Below are 19262 nucleotides of genomic sequence, written 5' to 3'. Positions count from 1 at the left end.
TCGCATATCGATAGCGTTGCCGGTGTGAATGGTGCCGGCAACGAGGAAGCGGGCAGGGCCATGGCAGATCATACCGTAAGGGCTTTCACCGAGCAGTTGGAGGCGCTGGCGTCGTCGGTGGCGCAGATGGGCGGCCTCGCCGAGGCGCAACTTGCCGACGCCATCGACGCCATTGCCCGGCGCGATACCGCCAGGGCCGAGGCGGTGGTGGCGGGCGACCGCAAAGTCGACGAACTGCAGCAGCAGATCGAAGAGCAGGCGCTGAGGGTGCTGGCTTTGCGGCAGCCGATGGCGGTGGACCTGCGCGAGACTCTCGCGGCGATCAAGATCGCCGGCGAACTCGAACGTATCGGCGACCTAGCCAAGAACATTGCCAAGCGCGCCATCGTGCTCAACCGCGAGCAGCCGATCCGGCTGGCGCAGAGCCTCGCACGGATGGGCAGCCAATCGCTGGCCCAGCTCAAGGCGGTGCTCGATGCCTATTCCGACCGCGATCCCGATTCCGCTGAACTCGTCTGGAAGCAGGACGGCGAAATCGACGAGATGTACAACAGCCTGTTCCGCGAACTGCTCACCTACATGATGGAAGACCCGCGCACGATCGGGCTGTGCACGCACTTCCTGTTCATCGCCAAGAACGTCGAGCGGGCGGGCGATCACTGCACCAACATTGCCGAGGTGGTCTATCACATGGTGACCGGCGGCCATCTCGCTCTTGAGCGCCCCAAAGGGGACACTACCGCCAGTGCGCGGATCGAAAAGAAGGATTGAAGCATGAAGCCGTCGGTGCTCGTGGCGGAGGACGAGAACGCCCTAGTCACCCTGCTCCGATACAATCTGGAGCGCGAGGGCTATCGCGTGCTGGTGGCGATGGATGGCGAAGAAGCACTGCTCGTCGCCGCCGAGGAGCAGCCGGACCTTGTGCTGCTCGATTGGATGCTGCCGCAGTTGTCGGGCATCGAGGTTTGCCGCCGTCTGCGAAGCCGCCAGGAAACCCGCAACGTTCCGATCATCATGTTGACGGCGCGCGGCGAGGAATCGGACCGCATCCGCGGCCTTGACACCGGGGCCGATGATTATCTCACCAAGCCGTTTTCGATGATGGAGTTGTTGGCGCGCCTCAGAGCTGTGATGCGCCGCATCCGTCCAAGTCTGGCCGAAGATATCGTCACCGTCGGCGACATAGAGATGGACCGCGCCGCGCATCGGGTTCGCCGCGCCGGCAAGGAAGTCCACCTCGGGCCGACCGAGTACAAGCTGCTCGATCACCTGATCCAGCATCCCGGTCGCGTATTCTCGCGCGAGCAGCTTCTGGACGCGGTGTGGGGGTCGGATGTTTACGTCGAAGCGCGCACGGTGGACGTCCACGTCGGCCGCTTGCGGAAAGCGCTGATCGTCGACGGCTCCAACGACCCGATCCGCACAGTGCGGTCCGCGGGCTATGCCCTCGAAGACTCGTCCGTTACGGCGTAGTGGCGGCACACAAACAAGCACCGCGGCGAGCGCGCTGGTCAGTCGTTTTCGAGTAATGAAGCTCCGCTACCGGCAGATCTTGTGGGTGTGAGCCCCACGCAAGAGGTCGTGCAGGGGATCCTGCGGCGAGGGTGCGGCCGCTTTGGCAAGCGTTTTGGGCGCCGGCTCGCTTTTTGCCGATTCGGGTTTGGCGGGCTTCGTCTTTGGCTTTTCGACGCGTTTCTTCATGGCGGAAACGGTAGCACAAAACCCCTCGTGTTGAGGAGGCCCTATCGCACCTCGAGACGCCCGATTCGTCAGGCGTCTCGAAAGGCGGAAGCGATCAGCTTGCCAGCTTGTCCCGGCGCTGCTGCTGCGGCTGGTAGGCCTTGCGGGCATGCGCTTCGCAATAAGGCGAGCCGGACTTGGGCTTGCGGCCGCAGAAATGGAACTCATTCTCGCTGGGATCTCCGATCGGCCAGCGGCACATCCGATCGTTGATGGTGAGAACCGTCGCGAAGTTGCCGTCGTCGAGGGTCACCGGATCTTCTTCGATGATCGGGGCCGGCGGCACGTGCGGACGGATCGACACCCGCGGAGTCGTCGGCAGGCGCGGACGCTCCACCCGTGAGGGGCTAGCCCGGCCGGCGAGGCCCAAGCGGTGCACCTTGCCGATCACGGCATTGCGGGTCACTCCGCCCAGCGTGCGGGCGATCTGGCTGGCCGAAAGGCCTTCGGTCCAGAGGGATTTGAGCTGTTCGACGCGGTCGTCGGTCCAATTGGCCTGGGTCATGCAGTGCTCCTTTCGGCCGTCTGCCACCACCTATCGTAGCGGCTCCGGGACCTCGCACAAGGCATGGGGCCGAACCACTAGCCCTTCGTCCACAGGATACGACTCAGCGGAAAGCGAAAGCCTGTGCACGAAAATTCCTTGAGCAGGTCCAATTGGATAAACGCGACTCATGGCTTTGTGACACGAGTTTGCTTGTGACGGTGGGGCAAAGCGGCTAAAGCCCCCATTCCTTATCCACAAATTGCGACTCATCAGGAGGTCCACGTGTTTCCCGTATTGCTGCCAACCTACAATCGGACGGACGTTGGTTTCGTCCGCGGCGAGGGTCCGTACCTTTTCGCCGAGGATGGGCAGCGATATCTGGACTTCGGTGCTGGGATTGCCGTCAACGCGTTCGGCCACGCCCATCCGCGGCTGGTGGCGGCGCTGACCGAGCAGGCGCAAAAGCTCTGGCACACGTCCAACCTCTATCGCGTGCCCGGCCAGGAAAGCCTTGCCAAGCGACTCACCGAGGTGACGTTCGCCGACACCTGCTTCTTTACCAATTCGGGCGTCGAAGCCTGCGAACTCGCCTGGAAAATGGCGCGCCGCTATCAGTACGTCAGCGGCAAGCCGGAGCGGTTCCGTATCATCTGCTTCCAGGGCGCCTTTCACGGCCGCACCATGGCGGCGATCGCCGCGGGCGGGAACCCGAAATACCTGGAGGGCTTCGGTCCGAAGGTCGAAGGTTTCGACAGCATTCCGCCGGGTGACCTGAAGGCGGTGGAAGCCGCCATCGGTCCTGAGACGGCCGCGATTCTGATCGAGCCGGTGCAAGGCGAAGGCGGCGTGCGCGTCATGTCGCCGGAATACCTGCGCGGCTTGCGCAAGTTGTGTGACGACAACGGACTGTTGTTGATCTTCGACGAAGTGCAGACCGGCGTCGGACGCACCGGCAAGCTATTCGCCTACGAATGGACGGGCATCACGCCCGATATCATGCCCATCGCCAAGGCCATCGGCGGCGGGTTCCCCGTGGGAGCTTGCCTTGCCACGGCCGAAGCGGCCAAGGGCATGACCGCGGGTACCCACGGCACGACCTATGGCGGCAATCCGCTGGCCATGGCAGTGGCGAACGCGGCGCTCGAGATGGCGCTGGAACCCGATTTCCTGCCGCATGTGGAGCAGATCGCGAACTACATGCAGCAACAGATGGGGCGGCTGCTCGCCGAATATCCCCAGGTATTCGCCGAAATCCGCGGGCAGGGGCTATTGCTTGGTCTCAAGCTGAAGGTACCGAACGTCGAATTCGTCAATGCGGCCCGACGAGCGGGCCTCCTCGTGGTCGGCGCCGGCGACAACGTCGTTCGTGTTCTGCCGCCGCTGACCATCACGGAGGAGCATGTGCGCGAGGCGATGGAGAAGCTCTCCGCCGCCGCCAAGACGTTTGAGACCAATCCTTAAGCTAGAGGCTGCCCAATGAGCGCCGTCAGACATTTCATCGATCTTTCCGACCACGATTCCGCAACGCTTACCGCAATCCTGAACGAAGCCAAGCGCCGCAAGGAAGCGCGCAAGGGTCTTCCCAAGGGTGTGCCCGACGCCGACAAGCCGCTCGAAGGCCGCATCCTGGCGATGATCTTCGACAAGCAGTCGACCCGCACCCGCATTTCGTTCGACGTCGGCATGCGCCAGCTCGGCGGCACCACCATCATGCTGACCGGCGCGCAGATGCAGCTCGCCCGCGAGGAAACCATCGCCGACACCGCGCGCGTGCTGTCGCGCTACGTCGACATCGTGATGATCCGCCTGCTGGACCACGAAATGGTGCTGGATCTTGCGGCCAACGCCGACATGCCCGTCATCAACGGATTGACCAAGCTCAGCCATCCTTGCCAGGTGATCGCCGACCTGATGACCTTCGAAGAGAAGAAGGGTCCGATCAAAGGTAGGACTATTGCCTGGAGCGGCGATGCCAACAACGTCTGCACCTCGTGGATTCACGCCGCGGTGAAAATGGGCTTCACGCTCAACGTCGCCGCGCCGCCGGAACTGCAGGTGCGTCCGCCCGTGAAGGAGTGGGTCAAGGCGCATAAGGGCAAGGTCCACTTCATGACCAACGCCGAAGAAGCGGTGGCCGGGGCCGACTGCATTGTGTCCGATGCGTGGGTGTCGATGGGCGATGAAGACGCCACCAAGCGCCACAATCTGCTTAAGCCCTTCCAGGTCAATTCGCGCCTGATGGCGGCCGCCGGCAAAGACGCGATCTTCATGCATTGCCTGCCGGCCCATCGCGGCGAGGAAGTGACCGATGACGTCATTGACGGCCCGCAGACTGCCGTTTGGGACGAGGCTGAAAACCGCCTCCATGCCCAGAAGGCGATCATGCAGTGGTGTTTAGGGAAACTGTGATCCGGTGAATTGCCCCGCAGGGGAGGTGTCAATGGCCAAAACCTTACTCTCCCTTGCCGGGCATGAGCCCGCGCTCCCGAAGCTCGCAGAGTCCGCACTCGTTCTGATCGATTATCAGAACGAGTATCTGAAAGGTCCGCTGGAACTACCCGATGCGGCGCCTGCGATCGCCGCGGCGGAGCGCATTCTTAATGCCGCACGCGTGGCCGGCAGCCGCGTCATTCATGTTTTCCAGCGAGGGGCACCGGGCGGGTTGTTCGACCGGCAGGGCTGGGGCGGCCAGCCGATCGAGCAGTTGAAGCCGGTATCGTTCGAGGATGTGGTCGAGAAGCCGCGTCCCTCGAGTTTTTTCCAGACCGATCTCGACATGCGGTTGGGCGCCAGTGGCCGCGCCGTCATTTTCATGGGCTTCATGACACACATGTGTGTCTCGACGACGGTCCGTGACGCGCTGAGTTTCGGGTATGTTTCGACTGTCGTGGCCGATGCCTGCGCCTCTCGCGATCTGCCCGGTCCGAACGGGCTCGTTCCGGCCCGCACCATCCATGAGGCGGAGCTGGCGGCCCTCGGCGACCGTTTCGCGGGTATCTTTACGGCGGCGCAAATCCTGGGCGAATAAGGTGTTTTCGGGGGCCGATTGAATTCCGTCACCGAAGCCCTATATCCCTTCGATCATGGAACCCTACCAGAATGCTCCAACGGGCGATTTTGTCCTGCCCTTCGATGTTGTTGACGCGGGTGTTCGCGGCCGTTTCGTGCGGCTGGACGCAACCTCTGCGCGCGCCTTGAGCGTACATGCGTTGCCGGAACTTGCCGCCCGCGTGGCCGGCGAGGTTTTGGCGCTGTCGGCGCTGCTTGGTTCGGCGCTGAAACTCGATGGCCGCCTGACGGTGCAGACCAAATCCGATGGCCCGCTCGATATCGTCGCTGCCGATTACTACGGTGCCTCCGGTGGCAAGCCGAAGGGCGTGCGCGGCTTTGCTCGCCTTGATGACGAAGTCACGCTCGCCGAGAAGCCGCTGTTTGCAGCCCTGACGGGGGCGGGTTCGCTTGCCATCACCATCGAGCCGGTACGCGGTGGCCAGACCTATCAAGGCATCGTCGATCTATCGCCCAAAGGCATTGCGGCGTCGGCCGAAACTTATTTCGAGCAATCGGAGCAATTGCCGACGCTGATCCGCTTGGCCGCTGCGCCAGTCTTCACGCCCGGTTCGAAGGAGCCGCACTGGCGGGCCGCCGGTCTGATGCTGCAGGCAACGCCAGGCGTTCGGCGCGGTGCCGACGATTGGGATCGCCTGTCATCGCTCGCAGGGACGGTCGAAGACCTCGAACTGCTCGATACCACGCTTACCGCCGAGACGCTGCTCTGGCGCCTGTTCAATCAGGAGGAAGTGCGAGTGCTGCCGGCGGAGGAGATCACGTTCCGCTGCGATTGCGACGGCGAGCGCATCGCCACGGTGCTGAAGTCCTACACGGAAGCAGAACGCGCCAATCTGGCCGATGCCGACGGTGTCATCCGCGCCAAGTGCGAGTTCTGCGGCACGGTTCACGAAATCGGCAAGGCCCGGCTGAGTTAGCCTTCCATCCTGGCGGTCGGGTTGCCGATCACGTGCAGGAATTCGCGCCGCGTGGATGGGTTGGTGCGGAAGGCGCCGTGGACGGTCGATGTGACCATGGTCACGCCCGGTTTATGCACGCCGCGCGTCGTCATGCATTGGTGCGTGGCTTCGATCACCACCGCCACGCCCTTGGGATCCAGCACGCGCTGAATACATTCGGCGATCTGGGCGTTCATCGTTTCCTGCACCTGGAAGCGCCGTGCAAAGGTGTCGACCACGCGGGCGAGTTTGGAAATCCCGACCACGCGCTTGTTGGGCATGTAGCCGACATGGGCACGGCCGATAATCGGGGCCAAGTGATGCTCGCAGTGGCTTTCGAAGCGGATGTCCTTGAGCACGATCATGTCGTCGTAGCCTTCGACTTCCTCGAAGGTGCGCTTCAGATATTCTTCGGGATCTTCCTGGTAGCCCGAGAACCAGTCCTCATAGGCTTTCACCACGCGTTTAGGCGTGTCGATCAGGCCTTCGCGCTTCGGGTTGTCGCCGGCCCATCGCAAAAGGGTCCGTACGGCTTCTTCGGCTTCTTCCCGCGACGGGCGATTGACGTTGAATTTGCGGGATTCGGACATGGCAAAACCTTTCGCGCGGCAACGCGTGTGGCGCCGCTAAGGAAACCTGACACTGCTTATATTAGTGTACTTGGCGGCGCTCGTGCGGACTTTCAAGGATGAAAGGCGGAATTTCCGCGTCGAACGCCTCACCGGACGCCGACTTCATCTGGTAGGTCCCGACCATATGGCCCGAGGCCGTCGGAAGAGGGCAGCCGCTGGTGTACTGGAAGCTTTTGCCGGGATCGATCACCGGCTGGGCGCCCACTACTCCTGGCCCGCGCACTTCCTGGATATGTCCCACTGCATCGGTAATGTGCCAATAGCGCGAGATCAACTGGACCGGCTCCGATCCGTTGTTCTCGATCGTAACGGTATAGGACCAGAGGAACTGTCCCTCGTCCGGGTCCGATTGGTCGTCCAGGTAGGCCGGTTCCACCGCCACCCGGATCCCCCGTGTCACACGCTCGTACATGGCCGGAGTAAAGCCCCGCCTCGCCGGAAAGGGCAAGTGTTCCGTTGACGGAGGTTAACGCGGTAAGCCTATTTCCGCATGCTCCGTAGGGCTTCCGCTAGATCGTCGCAGAGGTCGGCTGGGTCCTCGAGTCCGACCGCCAAACGCAGCATGCCATCACTGACGCCCACTGCAGCCCGCGCCTCCGGGGTCAGTTTGCAGTGAGTGGTAGTGGCCGGATGGGTGATGAGGCTTTTGGCGTCGCCGAGATTGTTGGAAATGTCGATCAGCTTGAGCGCCCGTTCGAGCGCAAAAGCTTCAGCCTTGCCGCCGTCGATTTCGAACGCCACGACGCCCCCACCGCCATCCATTTGCGCTTTTGCCAGAGTGACTTGTGGGTGGTCGTCACGGAAGGGATAGAGCACGCGATGCACGCCCTTCTGCTCGGCCAGAAAATCGGCTACCGCCCGCGCGTTCTCGCAGTGGGCGCGCATGCGTAAGTCCAGCGTTTCCAGGCTTTTCAGGTGCAGCCATGCATTGAACGGGCTGATGATCGGTCCGGTATTGCGCAGGAATGTCTGCAGATGCTCGGCGAGGAAGTCCTCGCGGCACAGGATCACCCCGCCCATGGCTCGGCCCTGACCGTCGATGTATTTCGTCGACGAGTGCACCACGATGTGCGCGCCGAATTGCATCGGCCGTTGTAAAGCGGGACTGGCAAAAGCGTTGTCGACCACCAGTCTGGCGCCGGCCTTGTCGGCGATTTCGGCGATGGCGCGGAGGTCGGCGATGGCCAGCGTCGGATTGGCGGGGGTCTCCAGGAACAGCATCTTCGTCGCCGGCGTGAGCGCCTTTTGCCAGGCATCAAGGTCGGTGCCGTCGACGATCGTTGAAGTAATGCCGAAGCGGGCGAGGATGTCCTCGACGACGAGCCGGCAGGCGCCGAACATGGCGCGGGCCGCGACCACATGATCGCCGCTCCTGAGCGCGGACAGGAACACGGAGGAAACCGCCGCCATTCCGCTTGCGGTCGCGCGGGCGACTGGGGCGCCTTCGAGGGCTGCCATGCGCGCTTCGAACATGGCGACGGTGGGATTACCATAGCGGCTGTAGGTGTAGCCGTCGGCTTCCCCCTTGAAGCGTGCTTCCGGCTCTTCGGGGCCGTCATAGGCATAGCCCGAGGTCAGGAACAGCGCTTCGGCGGTTTCCTGAAACGGCGTGCGAATCTGTCCACCGCGCACGGCGAGGGTTCGCGGTCGCCAGTTTTTCGGGTTCTTTTGTGTCGCCATCAGTCCAAAACCGCCCTAATGCGAAGCTCTTCCGAGGTGTGGATGGGACGAGAACCATGCGAGCCTTGCCGGGGTGGGTCAAGTTCCCGTAAACACTCCCCTGAAATTGGCCATGGTTCCTGTCATGAACACGATCAGCTCCCATACCGCGCTTATTTACATCATGGTTGTCGTCTCCGCCGCTGACGGAGCGATGAACGAGCGGGAGATCGAATCAATCCGCGACCTGACCCGCCGCCTGCCGGCCTTCAGGGAATTCGATCCGGATCGGCTGAGTGCGACGATCGAGGACTGTTCGGCCATTCTGCAGGAGCCGGAAGGGCTGACGGCGCTTCTCGGCTTGGTGACCCAAGCCCTGTCGGAGCCGTTGCGCGAAACCGCGTATTGGGTCGCTCTCGAGCTGGCGCTCAGCGACCACCGCGTCGCGCTGGAAGAGATTCGGGTGATCGAGACGCTGCGCCGCGCCTTGGGGCTCGACAAATTGGTGGCCGCCGCACTCGAACGCGGTGCGCGCGCCCGGTATCAGGTATCGTGAAACGTCTTATTTTACTGCGTCATGCCAAGGCCGTTCCGGCCTCTCCGGACCTGGATGATCGCGACCGGCGGCTGGCCGATCGCGGCCGTTCCGATGCCATTCGCATGGGGCAGTTTCTCAAAGAAGAAGCTCTCCTTCCTGAATTGGTGCTGTGTTCGCCAGCCCAGCGTACGCGCGAGACGCTCGATCTCGTTCTGCCTCAGCTGTTTGTGACCCCCATCGTGCGCCACCTTCCCGAGCTCTATCTGGCGCGCTGGCTGACCATCGTGAACCTAGTGCGCCAGGTACGCGACAAGGCCGATACGCTGTTGCTGATCGGCCATAATCCGGGGCTTGAGGAGGCGGTCAAGAAACTGGCGCGGCCACCGGGCGATACCAAGACGCGCAAGCTGCACCAGCTACTTGGGGCTGAGTACCCCACGGCCGCCGTCGCGATTCTGGAATTCGACGTCGAGATGTGGAGTGCGGTCGAGCGCGGCGATGGCGAGTTGCTTAACTTCGTCCGACCTCGCGACTTGCGCGGCCCGGACTGACTTCCCTCAAAAAAAATCCCCGCATTCGGGCAGGAGTGACGGTTTACAACCGTAACGAGCCCAGGTTTGTCGCGGATTTTGCAAATGCGACGGAAGTCTTTTTGGTTTTGTTCACCACTAGAGAAACCGCCACACTTGAACCTTTTTTGAGCAAGTTGCCGTTAAGAGCGACAGCGCTACTTCCCCCCGGACCGGGACGTGATACCGGTACCAGTACAGGTAGAAAACCAAAAGGGGTGTTCCAGTGAGAACGATGAATGCAGCTTTCGCTGCGGCGGCGGCCTTGGTTTTGACGGCAGGTGCGTCGGCGGGCAGCTTGGCGGAGCAGTTCGCGGCCTGCGCCAGCAAATATGCGAATACGAAGACCGGTGCCTCCGTGATGCTCGAATGTAATGCTGCCGATGGCAAGCTGAACGATTGCAAGGTTTTAGAAGCGCCGTCACCAGCAGCTGGCTTTGACAAGGCGGCGATGTGCGTCGCCGAGGCACTGCCGGTTGGCAGCCGTACCGGCTCGATCAAGGTTCCGGTGAAGTTCACGCCCAATTCGTGAACGGCGGTTTCCGCGCAAGGACAAAGCGGCGTTCCTTTTCCAAGGACGCCGCTTTCCTTTTGCTAGCGACTGATCCCTACGATGTCGGACGTTCCGCGGTTCGCTCGGCCAGCGCCAGGACTCTCCAGCCGAATGCCACTTCGGGGCACGGCTCGCCCATCAGCTTGGCGGTGCGTTCGGCGATCAGACGCCCTCCCATGGCTTCATAAAAAAAGCGCGCGTGGTTCCGTGCGTGCGCCCAGATCACGCAACTGGAATAGCCGCTCTGGCGCAGACGCGTAAAAGCGCTTTTGAGCAGCGCGCGTCCGACACCCATACCGAAATAGGCCGGGTCGACGTAAAGGGTATAGACCTCGCTGTCGAACCCCAGTTCGCTGTCGCGCGCCGGTCCCAGGCTCGCCATGCCGATGATGCCCTGGCGGCTGTCGGCCACCAATACCGTTTCGCGTGTTTGCGTTCGGATCGCCGCTTCCCATCGCGAGGTTTGTCCCCGTGGGGTCATGGCGCGCAAGAGCGCGCTCGGCAATACCCCAGGATAAGTATCGTGCCAGGAGTCGATATAGACTTGCGCGACATCGGCGGCGTCGTCGAGCCGTGCCTGCCGGATCTGTAGCGCAAGATTACTCATAGTCAGAAGCTTTGCGCGATCGCGCGGGCCCCGCAAGCACCTCGAAAAATTTTTTTGCCGGTGTTGCGCCGGATGCTGGTGCGAAAATGAACGATTGTTTCCTGTGTAACGGGAAGACCGCGTTCTGCGCTGGCCGCACAGCATTTTAACGCTGATATTGCTGCGCGAATGTGCACATCGCTCCAATTTTTCCCATACGGAAGGCGCGTGTCTCAAGAGTGACGCGCGTTCGACAATCCGCGCAATGTGTATTTGGAACGAGAGCAAATCACGTTACACTTGTTTCAATCGCCGTCGTCCCAATGGGACCATGCACACCGCGGACGCGTTTACGTGTGCGGCGACAGTCGAGGGGAATGAAGCGTTTCAACGCTGCCGAGCGCACGCGCGTTCGATGGCGACAGGAAAAGTATGTGTAACAGAGCAAACATGAAAGGCATGCAATCACGGCGGTTGGGCCCTTGGAACAATTCCAAATCGGGGGAATAATCGCATTGGCTTACAAACATTCGTGACGCCTCTGGGCTCATGACAGTCTGTCGTGAGGGCGTCGCGGAAGGAACGGAGTTTCGATGGGTACTCTCGATGTCTTCGACATCTTTACGCGCGACTATGCGCGCGAACGTTTCGAGACCATGTCGCTGCGCGACTGGTTGCTCGCGGCGCGTGACGACAAAATGCTTTATGCGACGCCGGCCGAGCGCATGGTCGAGGCGATCGGTGAGCCGGAACTCGTGGATACCGCGCAGGATTCACGCCTGGGCCGGCTGTTCTTCAACCGCACCATCAAGATCTACAAGGCCTTCGATGGCTTCTTCGGCATGGAAGATACCATTGAGCGCATCGTCGGCTACTTCAAGCACGCAGCCCAAGGCCTCGAAGAAAAGCGTCAGATTCTCTATTTGCTTGGCCCGGTGGGTGGCGGCAAAAGCTCGCTCGCCGAACGCCTCAAAGACTTGATGGAGAAAAACCCCATCTACGTCCTCAAGGCCGGCGACGAAATCAGCCCGGTTTTCGAATCCCCGCTCGGCCTGTTCCGATCTGCGGAATTGATGACGCTGCTTGAAGAGAAGTACGGCATCGAAAAGCACCGCCTCGGTGGCATCATGAGCCCCTGGGCGGTTAAGCGCCTCGACGAGTTCGGCGGTGATATCTCCAAGTTCGAAGTCGTCCGCATGTATCCGTCGAAGCTCCGGCAGATTGCGGTGGCGAAGACCGAACCGGGCGACGAAAACAATCAGGATATCTCTTCGCTGGCCGGCAAGGTCGACATCCGCAAGCTCGAGCACTACAGCCAGAACGATCCCGACGCCTATTCGTTCTCGGGCGGTCTTTGCCGCGCCAACCAGGGGCTGCTCGAATTCGTCGAAATGTTCAAGGCGCCGATCAAGGTGCTGCACCCGCTGTTGACCGCGACGCAGGAAGGCAACTACGTCGGCACCGAAACGCTCGGCCCCATTCCGTTCGCCGGCGTGATCCTGGCGCATTCGAACGAAGCCGAATGGACGGTGTTCAAGGCCAACCGCAACAACGAGGCTTTCCTCGACCGCATCTGCGTCATCACCGTGCCGTATTGCCTGCGCGTGCATGAGGAAACGCAGATCTATAAGAAGCTGCTCAAGGGGTCGGAACTTTCAAATTCACCCTGTGCGCCAGAGACGCTGGAGATGCTCGCCAAGTTCTGCGTCATGACCAGGCTCAAGGAGCACGAGAATTCGAACATCGTCTCCAAGATGCGGGTCTACGACGGCGAGAAGCTGAAGGACACCGATCCCAAGGCCAAGACGCTGCAGGAGTACAAGGATCAGGCCGGCATCGACGAGGGCATGACGGGCATTTCCACCCGCTTTGCCTATAAGTCGCTGTCGGAGACCTTTAACTACGACGTCACCGAGGTGGCAGCCGATCCGGTGCACCTGATGTACGTGTTGGAACAGTCGATCCGTCGCGAACAATATGCTGACGACACCGAGAAGAAATATCTCGAATTCATCAAGGCGGATCTGGCGCCGCGTTATGCAGAGTTCATCGGCAAGGAAATCCAGAAGGCGTACCTCGAAAGCTATGGCGAGTATGGCCAGAACCTGTTCGATCGCTACATTGCTTATGCCGACGCCTGGATTGAGGACCAGGACTTCAAGGACGCCGATACCGGCCAGCTCTTGGACCGCAATGCGCTCGACAACGAGCTCAGCAAGATCGAAAAGCCGGCAGGCATCGCCAATCCCAAGGACTTCCGTAACGAGGTGGTCAAATTTTCGCTGCGCTACCGCGCCACCCATGACGGTATGAATCCGGGGTGGACGGCGTACGAGAAGATCCGATCGGTGATCGAAAAACGGATGTTCACGCAGGTGGAAGACTTGCTGCCGGTCATCAGCTTCGAGTCGAAAAAAGATTCCGATACCCAGACCAAGCACAACGAATTCGTCAAGCGCATGCTGGCCCGCGGCTATACCGCTCGGCAGGTCCGGCGGTTGGTGGAATGGTACATGCGGGTGAACAAGGCGGGTTAATGACGTATTTCATCGACCGGCGGCTGAACCCGAAAGGCAAGTCGCTCGCCAACCGCCAGCGCTTCCTGCGCCGCGCGCGTCAGCAAATTCGCGACGCGGTGCAGAAGTCGCTCAAGGATTCCGCTGTCGCGGATATCGGCAAGGAACGCAAGATCAAGGTGTCCACCCAGGGCACCAGAGAGCCGCGCTTCCGGCTCGATCCGAAGGCAGCGGGCGAGCGTGATTTCGTGCTGCCGGGCAACAAAGAGTTCCTGCCTGGTGATGAGATCAAGAAGCCGCAAGGCGGCTCCGGCGGTTCGGGCAAGCAAGCCTCCGACACGGGCGAGGGCGAAGACGATTTCGAATTCGTCATGAACGAGGACGAGGTGCTCGATATCTTTTTCGAGGACCTCGAATTGCCCAATCTGGTGCGCACGACGCTCAAGGAAACTCAGAACAAGCAGTGGAAGCGTGCGGGTATAACCACCTCCGGATCGCCGTCGCAGATCAATCTGGTGCGCACCATGCGCAATGCGCAAGGCCGCCGTCTCGCTCTGCGGCGCCCCTCCTTGCGTGAGGTCGAGGCGATGGAAGCCGATCTTGCCGCCCTCGAGCGCGAGCCACAAACCGAGGAGATGCGCGCGAAAATCTCCGCGTTGAAGGAAAAGCTTGCCTACGCGATCGCGCGGCGCAAATGGGTCGGATTCATCGATCCGGTCGACGTGCGCTTCAATTCCTACACCGAGCAGCCGGTGCCGACCTCGCAGGCGGTAATGTTCTGCCTGATGGACGTGTCGGGTTCGATGGGCGAGCGCGAAAAGGATCTCGCCAAGCGCTTCTACATGCTGCTGCACCTGTTCCTGCGCCGTCGTTACAAAAAGGTAGATATCGTCTTCATCCGTCACACGCACGATGCGCAGGAAGTGGACGAGCAGGAATTCTTCTATTCGCGTCAGTCCGGCGGCACGATCGTCTCGACAGCGCTCGACAAGATGCTGGAAATCCAGCGCGAGCGCTACACCACCTCCGACTGGAACATCTACGCAGCCCAGGCTTCCGATGGCTACACCCAGTCCGGCGATGCGCGGCGTTGCGTCGAGATGCTCAACGAGGACGTGATGCCTCTCTGTCAGTACTATGCCTATATCGAAATTCTCGACGAGCGCGAGATGGAAGTGTTCGCGTCCGAGGATTCCGGCGCCGAGCTCTGGCGCGCCTATCGCACGGTTGCGGCGGAATGGTCGAACTTCGCCACCAAGCGCATCTCCAAGCCGGCGGACATATTCCCGGTCTTCCGCGAGCTGTTCAAGAAAGCGGAGGCGTGATGACCGGGCTCCTCTTCACCGAAGCCGAATGGGATTTCGCGACCCTCGACCGCACCTACAAGGCGATCGAGGAAATCGCCCTCAACGATCTGAAGCTCGACGTCTATCCCAATCAGGTGGAAATCATCTCGTCGGAACAGATGCTCGACGCGTATTCCTCGCTCGGTATGCCGCTGATGTACCATCACTGGAGCTTCGGCAAGCTGTTTGCGCGCGAGGACACGATGTATCGCGCCGGCTATTCCGCCCTGGCGTATGAGATCGTCATCAATTCGAGCCCCTGCATTTCGTACCTGCTCGAAGAGAACACCATGACGATGCAAGCCCTCGTCATGGCCCACGCCGCCTTCGGCCATAATCACTTCTTCAAGAACAACTACTTGTTCCGCCAGTGGACCAACGCCGAGGGCATTCTCGATTATCTCGCTTTCGCAAAGCACTACATTTCCGCCTGCGAGGAGCGTTATGGCCGCGACGAGGTCGAGCTGGTGCTCGATGCCGCCCACGCGCTGATGGACCAGGGCGTCTTCCGCTATCGCCGCCCGCCCAAGCCGTCGCGCGAACGCGTGCTGGAAAAGCGCCGCCGCCGCGCCGCCTACGAGGAAGAAGCCTACAACGATCTCTGGCGCACTTTGCCCGCGGGGATCGAGCCGCCAGCCGCTCCGCCGACGCTTGTGGACGAGGACGAGTTCGACGGCGAGATCAAGCTGCCGGAGGAGAATCTTCTCTATTTCATCGAGAAGAACTCACCGACCTTGCGCGGCTGGCAGCGCGAGATTCTGCGTATCGTGCGCAACATGGCGCAGTATTTCTATCCGCAGCGCCAGACCAAGGTGATGAACGAGGGCTGTGCCACCTTCGTCCACCACACCATCATGAACATCTTGTACGACCGCGGGCTGATTTCGGAAGGCTCGCTGCTGGAGTTCCTGCACAGCCACACCTCGGTGGTATTCCAGCCGGAGTTCGACGACCGCCGTTTCGGTGGCCTCAACCCGTATGCACTCGGCTTTGCGATGATGAGCGACATCCGCCGCATTGCCGAGGCTCCGACGGCGGAGGACCGGGACTGGTTTCCCGATTTTGCCGGTTCGGGTGATTGGGTCGGGGCACTGAAGGATGCCTGGGCGAACTACCGCGACGAGAGCTTCATCGAGCAATTCCTGAGCCCGAAATTGATCCGCGATTTCCGGTTGTTCTCGCTCTACGACAAGGCGGACGAGGGCGCCTATCGCGTCAGCGCCATTCACGACGAGCAGGGCTATCGCAAGGTCCGTAGCCTGTTGGCGCGCCAATACGATCCGGGGATCGCCGATCCCAACATTCAGGTCGTCGACGCTGATCTCAAGGGAGACCGGACGCTGTTCCTCGAGCACAAGATGTATCGTGGCATCCCGTTGCAGCACGCCACCAAGGATCAGGTGGTCGCGCACATCGAGCGTCTATGGGGCCACGACGTCGTGCTCGAGGAAGTCGCAGACTGACGCGGCAAAGCCGCGCCTACGCCAGACGCTATGACGGGTTCTTCTGGTCGGTCGTGGCCGGCTGAGCGGCCGGGGCGGTGGCCACCACATCTTCGGTCTGCGCCGGGCCCGGCGGTACGAACAGGGATTCGTACACGTAGTAGCCGACACCGAGGAACAGAGCGAGAGTGAGAACGATGGCGCCGATCGACTTCAAAGTCGACGAGTAGGATTCATCCATGGCTGTCTCCATCCTGGGCCGGTCGACGGCTTATTGGGGCCGCCATTAACCAGCCTCAGGGGAGACAATACGCCTGCCACATTTGCGCCACAATGGTATTCCGGAAACTTGCCAAATTAAGGGTCATGCAATTCAGGCATGGCTTGGCAATTCAGCGGCTTACCTTCCCTTCCGGAAATAAGCGGGAGCCGCGAGGCAGGCACTTAGGAGGCCTGCCCCTCGGTCACGATCACTTCGGCATGACGGTCGCCGAACTGGCTAGGCTCGGTCGTAACGCCGTCAAAGGCGACGGACGTGTGCGCCGGGGTATTCAGCGAGGTGGTAAGATAGGTGGCAGCGCCACCGAGTACGGCCAAGGTCAGCAAGCTGGCACCGGCGATCTTTTTGAAATTGCTAGTCATTTTAGACCCACTCCTTAGTTTGTCCCGGATATCGATCCGCTTTGGATCGCTCGTTCCGGGCACGTCCTTCAGATAAGTGGGAGATGCGACAGCACAATGATTTCGATGCTGCAGTGCACACATGGGCGGGTATGCACCGTTCGCATGGTCCAGAACCTTGAAATCGGACCGGCAGCACCTAGTCAGAACTTCGCACTAGTATGACAGCCCTGTCATGAAGCATTTTCGGCGTATTTGGGCGCCAAAAGGTGCCCGAACAGCAATCGGGCGACAAGCAACACCATAGCAGCGCCGAACATCAGCGCGACGTGCAGCAGCCAGAACTGGGTGTCGGGCATCGAGCCCAACAGGCCGCCCACCGGCCCCACGATCAACGTATTCGCGATGAACAGGTGCAGGTAATAGATCGCCAGCATGGTGCCGCCGAGGCCTTTCGGTGCGGCGCGCGAATAGAGCGCCAGCCCAACTGGGAAGACATTGGCGAAACCGATATCGTTGATGACGTGGAAGGCGACCGCCCAACCGAGGCTAACGGGATGATGGGTCGTTGCCACGACCGCGGAAGCGCCGGCCAGCGCCAGCGGTGCGCACATGCTGATCAGGACGCCGATGGCGATTTTGGTGATCTCGTCCGGCTCCTTGCGGTGCTTGCCGTACCAACGCCAGAAGGCGATGACGCCGATCATGCTGACAGCGCTGAATCCGGCGTCAAACGACATCATCCAGCCGGAGGGGACCGTGAAGCTCCCATATGTCATCTGGTAGTTGTTCCCTGACCAGACGAGATAGGCGTTGAATATCTGCTGATTGCCGACGGCCCCGAAGGCCAGTACCGGCAGCAGCACCACCAGCAGCACAAAGGCCCCAAGATCGCGGCCGGTCAGCTTTTCGCGTTTTTCGGCCACCTTTGCTTTCAAACGTTCTTTGGGAAACGTCGGGCGGCCGATCAGATAGACGATCAGGCCGATCACCATACCGATACCGGCGGCAATGAAGCCGAGATGCCAGTCGACCCGTTCACCCAGGTACGAGCAGATCAACGGCGAGAAAATCACTGCGATCTGGATGCCCATGAAATAGATCTGGAAGCCGTCAGCCCGTCGCGGATCATCGATCGTGTAGAGGTCACCAACCTGGGCCGCGATATTGCCCTTGAAGCAGCCGACGCCGCACAAAAGGCATGCGATGCCGATGAGGAATGTGTGGTTGGCGGCCAAAAGGAAGGTGCCGACCACCATCAGGATCGAACCGAACGTCACGGTCAGCGTGCGTCCCAGCACCCGGTCTGCAAGGGGGCCGCCGATCAGCGGCGTGACGAACACGAGGCCGGCGTAGAGTTGCGAGGTGTACGAGGCGTAGGCCATCGGAGTCTTGTGGAACAGCCAGGGGATTTCCTGGATCAGCCAGTCGACACCTTGGCGATAGGTTTCGAACCCCCAGACCTGTTCGATATGCCCCGGTTGCAGGAGGTATTTGAACAGGTACAGCGTCAAGAGCGCCTGCATGCCGTAGTAGCAGAAGCGCTCCCAGAACTCCGACGCCGACAGCCACAACAGGCCGATGGGATGACCGAGGAATGTACGTTCGGTTTTCGGCTTATCGGCGATACTCACGGGCTGCCCCAATTGCGACGCGGCGGGCACTGTCGACCCAAGCGGCGGCCCTGACAAGCCGGTCAAGATGTCCGGGGGCGGACCCCGGACATGGTTACCGAGGGGCTCGTTTACACGTACATGCCGCCGGAAACTTCCACCCGCTGGCCGTTGATCCAGCCGCTGCCGTCCTCAAGCAGTGCCGCGATGGCGCCGCCGATCTCATCGGGCTGGCCGGCACGGCCGAGTGCGGTGATAGAAGCCACAAAATCATTGAGCTGTTTGTTGTCGCGCACGGCGCCGCCGCCGAAATCGGTTTCGATGGCGCCAGGCGCAATGGTGTTGACCCGAATGCCGCGCGGTCCCAGTTCCTTAGCAAGATAGCGTGTCAGTACCTCGACGGCACCTTTCATCGCTCCGTAAGCGGAGTATCCCGGCAGGCTGAAACGGGCCAGCCCGCTCGACACGTTGAGAATCCGCCCGCCGTCCGCGATCAACGGCAGCAGTTTCTGGGTCAGGAAGAACACGCCTTTGAAGTGGACGTTCATCAGCCGGTCGAAATCGGCTTCGGTGGTCTCGGCGAAGGCGGAATGCACGCCCATCCCCGCGTTGTTGACGAGGAAATCGAAGCGCTCGCGTCCGAACTGCTCCAGGGATTTGCGGACGGCTTCAGCGAATGCGGGGTGGCCCGCGATCGCGCCGGTGTCGAGCGCAAGCATGACGGCCTTACCGCCTTTGGCTGCAACCGCGGCGGCGGTCTCGTAGGCAGCGGCTTTGTTGCTGGCGTAGGTTCCGATGATGCTCGCGCCGCGGGCAGCAAGGGCGAGGGCGGTGGCACGACCGAGGCCGCGGCTTGCACCAGTAATGAGGGCTATCTTGGACATGTGGGCTACTCCGTTAGCTGCCGTGTTTCTCGCCCACTAAGATAGACATTCATATTTTCCGGTTAATAT

The 19262-nt window shown here is 61.1% G+C and carries 21 protein-coding genes; 12 read left to right on the top strand and 9 right to left on the bottom strand.

Annotation, left to right across the window (positions count from 1 at the left end):
* The first annotated feature begins 60 nt into the window (after positions 1-60).
* Together phoU and phoB are read left to right on the top strand one after the other, a co-directional pair.
* Positions 61-771, top strand: a complete 711-nt coding sequence (phoU, locus tag FHS84_RS02395) for a phosphate signaling complex protein PhoU (protein WP_166929905.1) — start codon at positions 61-63, stop codon at positions 769-771.
* Between the two features lie 3 nt (positions 772-774).
* Positions 775-1473 carry a phosphate regulon transcriptional regulator PhoB gene (phoB, locus tag FHS84_RS02390; protein ID WP_166929903.1) on the top strand — a complete coding sequence of 233 codons (699 nt, stop codon included), beginning with the start codon at positions 775-777 and terminating at the stop codon, positions 1471-1473.
* Between the two features lie 322 nt (positions 1474-1795).
* Here phoB and FHS84_RS02385 read toward each other — a convergent pair whose 3' ends face one another.
* Positions 1796-2245 carry a GcrA family cell cycle regulator gene (locus FHS84_RS02385; RefSeq protein ID WP_166929901.1) on the bottom strand — a complete coding sequence of 150 codons (450 nt, stop codon included), beginning with the start codon at positions 2243-2245 and terminating at the stop codon, positions 1796-1798.
* A 264-nt stretch (positions 2246-2509) separates the two neighbouring features.
* Here FHS84_RS02385 and FHS84_RS02380 point away from each other — a divergent pair, with 264 nt between their 5' ends.
* From FHS84_RS02380 to hslO, 4 genes are read left to right on the top strand one after another with little or no spacing between them, the layout of a single operon-like run.
* Positions 2510-3688: an acetylornithine transaminase gene (locus tag FHS84_RS02380; protein WP_166929899.1), complete on the top strand. Its 1179-nt coding sequence runs from the start codon at positions 2510-2512 to the stop codon at positions 3686-3688.
* 15 nt (positions 3689-3703) lie between these two features.
* Positions 3704-4636, top strand: coding sequence for an ornithine carbamoyltransferase (gene argF, locus FHS84_RS02375; protein ID WP_166929897.1), 933 nt, complete (start codon positions 3704-3706; stop codon positions 4634-4636).
* Between the two features lie 31 nt (positions 4637-4667).
* Positions 4668-5255, top strand: coding sequence for a cysteine hydrolase family protein (locus FHS84_RS02370; protein WP_208393659.1), 588 nt, complete (start codon positions 4668-4670; stop codon positions 5253-5255).
* Positions 5256-5310: 55 nt separating this feature from the next.
* Positions 5311-6213: an Hsp33 family molecular chaperone HslO gene (gene hslO, locus FHS84_RS02365; protein WP_166929893.1), complete on the top strand. Its 903-nt coding sequence runs from the start codon at positions 5311-5313 to the stop codon at positions 6211-6213.
* Here the strand turns inward: hslO and folE are convergent.
* The 3 genes from folE to metZ all read right to left on the bottom strand — a co-directional run bounded on the left by folE (position 6210) and on the right by metZ (position 8546).
* Positions 6210-6824 (bottom strand): GTP cyclohydrolase I FolE, encoded by a 615-nt coding sequence (gene folE / locus FHS84_RS02360; protein ID WP_166929891.1) that lies wholly within the window; start codon positions 6822-6824, stop codon positions 6210-6212. The two genes, hslO and folE, sit on opposite strands and share 4 nt — an antisense overlap.
* 61 nt (positions 6825-6885) lie before the next feature.
* A complete protein-coding gene (gene apaG / locus FHS84_RS02355; protein WP_166929889.1) occupies positions 6886-7278 on the bottom strand; it encodes a Co2+/Mg2+ efflux protein ApaG in 393 nt (130 codons plus the stop codon).
* 68 nt (positions 7279-7346) lie between these two features.
* Complete coding sequence (gene metZ, locus FHS84_RS02350; protein ID WP_166929887.1) at positions 7347-8546, bottom strand: O-succinylhomoserine sulfhydrylase; 1200 nt, start codon at positions 8544-8546, stop codon at positions 7347-7349.
* A gap of 124 nt (positions 8547-8670) precedes the next feature.
* On the opposite strand from metZ, the gene FHS84_RS02345 reads away from it, so the two are divergent.
* From FHS84_RS02345 to FHS84_RS02335, 3 genes are all read left to right on the top strand, one after another.
* On the top strand, positions 8671-9081 hold the full coding sequence (locus FHS84_RS02345) for a tellurite resistance TerB family protein (RefSeq protein WP_166929885.1): 411 nt from the start codon (positions 8671-8673) through the stop codon (positions 9079-9081).
* Positions 9078-9614 (top strand): histidine phosphatase family protein, encoded by a 537-nt coding sequence (locus tag FHS84_RS02340; RefSeq protein WP_166929883.1) that lies wholly within the window; start codon positions 9078-9080, stop codon positions 9612-9614. The genes FHS84_RS02345 and FHS84_RS02340 overlap by 4 nt, the downstream gene beginning before the upstream one ends.
* A 253-nt stretch (positions 9615-9867) precedes the next feature.
* Positions 9868-10164: an energy transducer TonB family protein gene (locus tag FHS84_RS02335; RefSeq protein WP_425061551.1), complete on the top strand. Its 297-nt coding sequence runs from the start codon at positions 9868-9870 to the stop codon at positions 10162-10164.
* Positions 10165-10240: 76 nt separating this feature from the next.
* Here FHS84_RS02335 and FHS84_RS02330 read toward each other — a convergent pair whose 3' ends face one another.
* A complete protein-coding gene (locus tag FHS84_RS02330; protein ID WP_166929879.1) occupies positions 10241-10792 on the bottom strand; it encodes a GNAT family N-acetyltransferase in 552 nt (183 codons plus the stop codon).
* Between the two features lie 572 nt (positions 10793-11364).
* On the opposite strand from FHS84_RS02330, the gene FHS84_RS02325 reads away from it, so the two are divergent.
* The 3 genes from FHS84_RS02325 to FHS84_RS02315 are packed head-to-tail and all read left to right on the top strand — an operon-like array spanning position 11365 to position 16096.
* Positions 11365-13308: a PrkA family serine protein kinase gene (locus FHS84_RS02325; protein WP_166929876.1), complete on the top strand. Its 1944-nt coding sequence runs from the start codon at positions 11365-11367 to the stop codon at positions 13306-13308.
* Positions 13308-14612 (top strand): YeaH/YhbH family protein, encoded by a 1305-nt coding sequence (locus FHS84_RS02320; RefSeq protein WP_166929875.1) that lies wholly within the window; start codon positions 13308-13310, stop codon positions 14610-14612. The genes FHS84_RS02325 and FHS84_RS02320 overlap by 1 nt, the downstream gene beginning before the upstream one ends.
* Complete coding sequence (locus FHS84_RS02315; protein ID WP_166929873.1) at positions 14612-16096, top strand: SpoVR family protein; 1485 nt, start codon at positions 14612-14614, stop codon at positions 16094-16096. The genes FHS84_RS02320 and FHS84_RS02315 overlap by 1 nt, the downstream gene beginning before the upstream one ends.
* A 28-nt stretch (positions 16097-16124) precedes the next feature.
* Here the strand turns inward: FHS84_RS02315 and FHS84_RS02310 are convergent, their stop codons facing one another.
* The 4 genes from FHS84_RS02310 to FHS84_RS02295 all read right to left on the bottom strand — a co-directional run bounded on the left by FHS84_RS02310 (position 16125) and on the right by FHS84_RS02295 (position 19193).
* Positions 16125-16316, bottom strand: a complete 192-nt coding sequence (locus FHS84_RS02310) for a hypothetical protein (RefSeq protein ID WP_166929871.1) — start codon at positions 16314-16316, stop codon at positions 16125-16127.
* A gap of 203 nt (positions 16317-16519) precedes the next feature.
* Positions 16520-16717 carry a hypothetical protein gene (locus tag FHS84_RS02305; protein ID WP_166929869.1) on the bottom strand — a complete coding sequence of 66 codons (198 nt, stop codon included), beginning with the start codon at positions 16715-16717 and terminating at the stop codon, positions 16520-16522.
* A 212-nt stretch (positions 16718-16929) separates the two neighbouring features.
* Positions 16930-18330 (bottom strand): POT-type proton-dependent oligopeptide transporter, encoded by a 1401-nt coding sequence (locus tag FHS84_RS02300; RefSeq protein WP_208393658.1) that lies wholly within the window; start codon positions 18328-18330, stop codon positions 16930-16932.
* A gap of 110 nt (positions 18331-18440) precedes the next feature.
* Complete coding sequence (locus FHS84_RS02295) at positions 18441-19193, bottom strand: SDR family NAD(P)-dependent oxidoreductase (protein WP_166929867.1); 753 nt, start codon at positions 19191-19193, stop codon at positions 18441-18443.
* Positions 19194-19262: the final 69 nt, after the last annotated feature.

Origin of the sequence: Rhizomicrobium electricum, assembly GCF_011762045.1 — a bacterium.
GTDB lineage: Bacteria > Pseudomonadota > Alphaproteobacteria > Micropepsales > Micropepsaceae > Rhizomicrobium > Rhizomicrobium electricum.
The sequence above is the reverse complement of the archived record's forward strand: the minus strand, read 5'-3'. Positions and strand labels throughout refer to the sequence as shown.

What these genes read in the sequence shown, in the direction of transcription:
- phoU (WP_166929905.1), top strand. Translation starts at nt 61, where the DNA reads ATGGCAGATCATACCGTAAGGGCTTTCACCGAGCAGTTGGAGGCGCTG.
- phoB (WP_166929903.1), top strand. Translation starts at nt 775, where the DNA reads ATGAAGCCGTCGGTGCTCGTGGCGGAGGACGAGAACGCCCTAGTCACC.
- FHS84_RS02385 (WP_166929901.1), bottom strand. Translation starts at nt 2,245, where the DNA reads ATGACCCAGGCCAATTGGACCGACGACCGCGTCGAACAGCTCAAATCC.
- argF (WP_166929897.1), top strand. Translation starts at nt 3,704, where the DNA reads ATGAGCGCCGTCAGACATTTCATCGATCTTTCCGACCACGATTCCGCA.
- FHS84_RS02370 (WP_208393659.1), top strand. Translation starts at nt 4,668, where the DNA reads ATGGCCAAAACCTTACTCTCCCTTGCCGGGCATGAGCCCGCGCTCCCG.
- hslO (WP_166929893.1), top strand. Translation starts at nt 5,311, where the DNA reads ATGGAACCCTACCAGAATGCTCCAACGGGCGATTTTGTCCTGCCCTTC.
- folE (WP_166929891.1), bottom strand. Translation starts at nt 6,824, where the DNA reads ATGTCCGAATCCCGCAAATTCAACGTCAATCGCCCGTCGCGGGAAGAA.
- apaG (WP_166929889.1), bottom strand. Translation starts at nt 7,278, where the DNA reads ATGTACGAGCGTGTGACACGGGGGATCCGGGTGGCGGTGGAACCGGCC.
- metZ (WP_166929887.1), bottom strand. Translation starts at nt 8,546, where the DNA reads ATGGCGACACAAAAGAACCCGAAAAACTGGCGACCGCGAACCCTCGCC.
- FHS84_RS02345 (WP_166929885.1), top strand. Translation starts at nt 8,671, where the DNA reads ATGAACACGATCAGCTCCCATACCGCGCTTATTTACATCATGGTTGTC.
- FHS84_RS02335 (WP_425061551.1), top strand. Translation starts at nt 9,868, where the DNA reads ATGAATGCAGCTTTCGCTGCGGCGGCGGCCTTGGTTTTGACGGCAGGT.
- FHS84_RS02330 (WP_166929879.1), bottom strand. Translation starts at nt 10,792, where the DNA reads ATGAGTAATCTTGCGCTACAGATCCGGCAGGCACGGCTCGACGACGCC.
- FHS84_RS02325 (WP_166929876.1), top strand. Translation starts at nt 11,365, where the DNA reads ATGGGTACTCTCGATGTCTTCGACATCTTTACGCGCGACTATGCGCGC.
- FHS84_RS02320 (WP_166929875.1), top strand. Translation starts at nt 13,308, where the DNA reads ATGACGTATTTCATCGACCGGCGGCTGAACCCGAAAGGCAAGTCGCTC.
- FHS84_RS02315 (WP_166929873.1), top strand. Translation starts at nt 14,612, where the DNA reads ATGACCGGGCTCCTCTTCACCGAAGCCGAATGGGATTTCGCGACCCTC.
- FHS84_RS02310 (WP_166929871.1), bottom strand. Translation starts at nt 16,316, where the DNA reads ATGGATGAATCCTACTCGTCGACTTTGAAGTCGATCGGCGCCATCGTT.
- FHS84_RS02305 (WP_166929869.1), bottom strand. Translation starts at nt 16,717, where the DNA reads ATGACTAGCAATTTCAAAAAGATCGCCGGTGCCAGCTTGCTGACCTTG.
- FHS84_RS02295 (WP_166929867.1), bottom strand. Translation starts at nt 19,193, where the DNA reads ATGTCCAAGATAGCCCTCATTACTGGTGCAAGCCGCGGCCTCGGTCGT.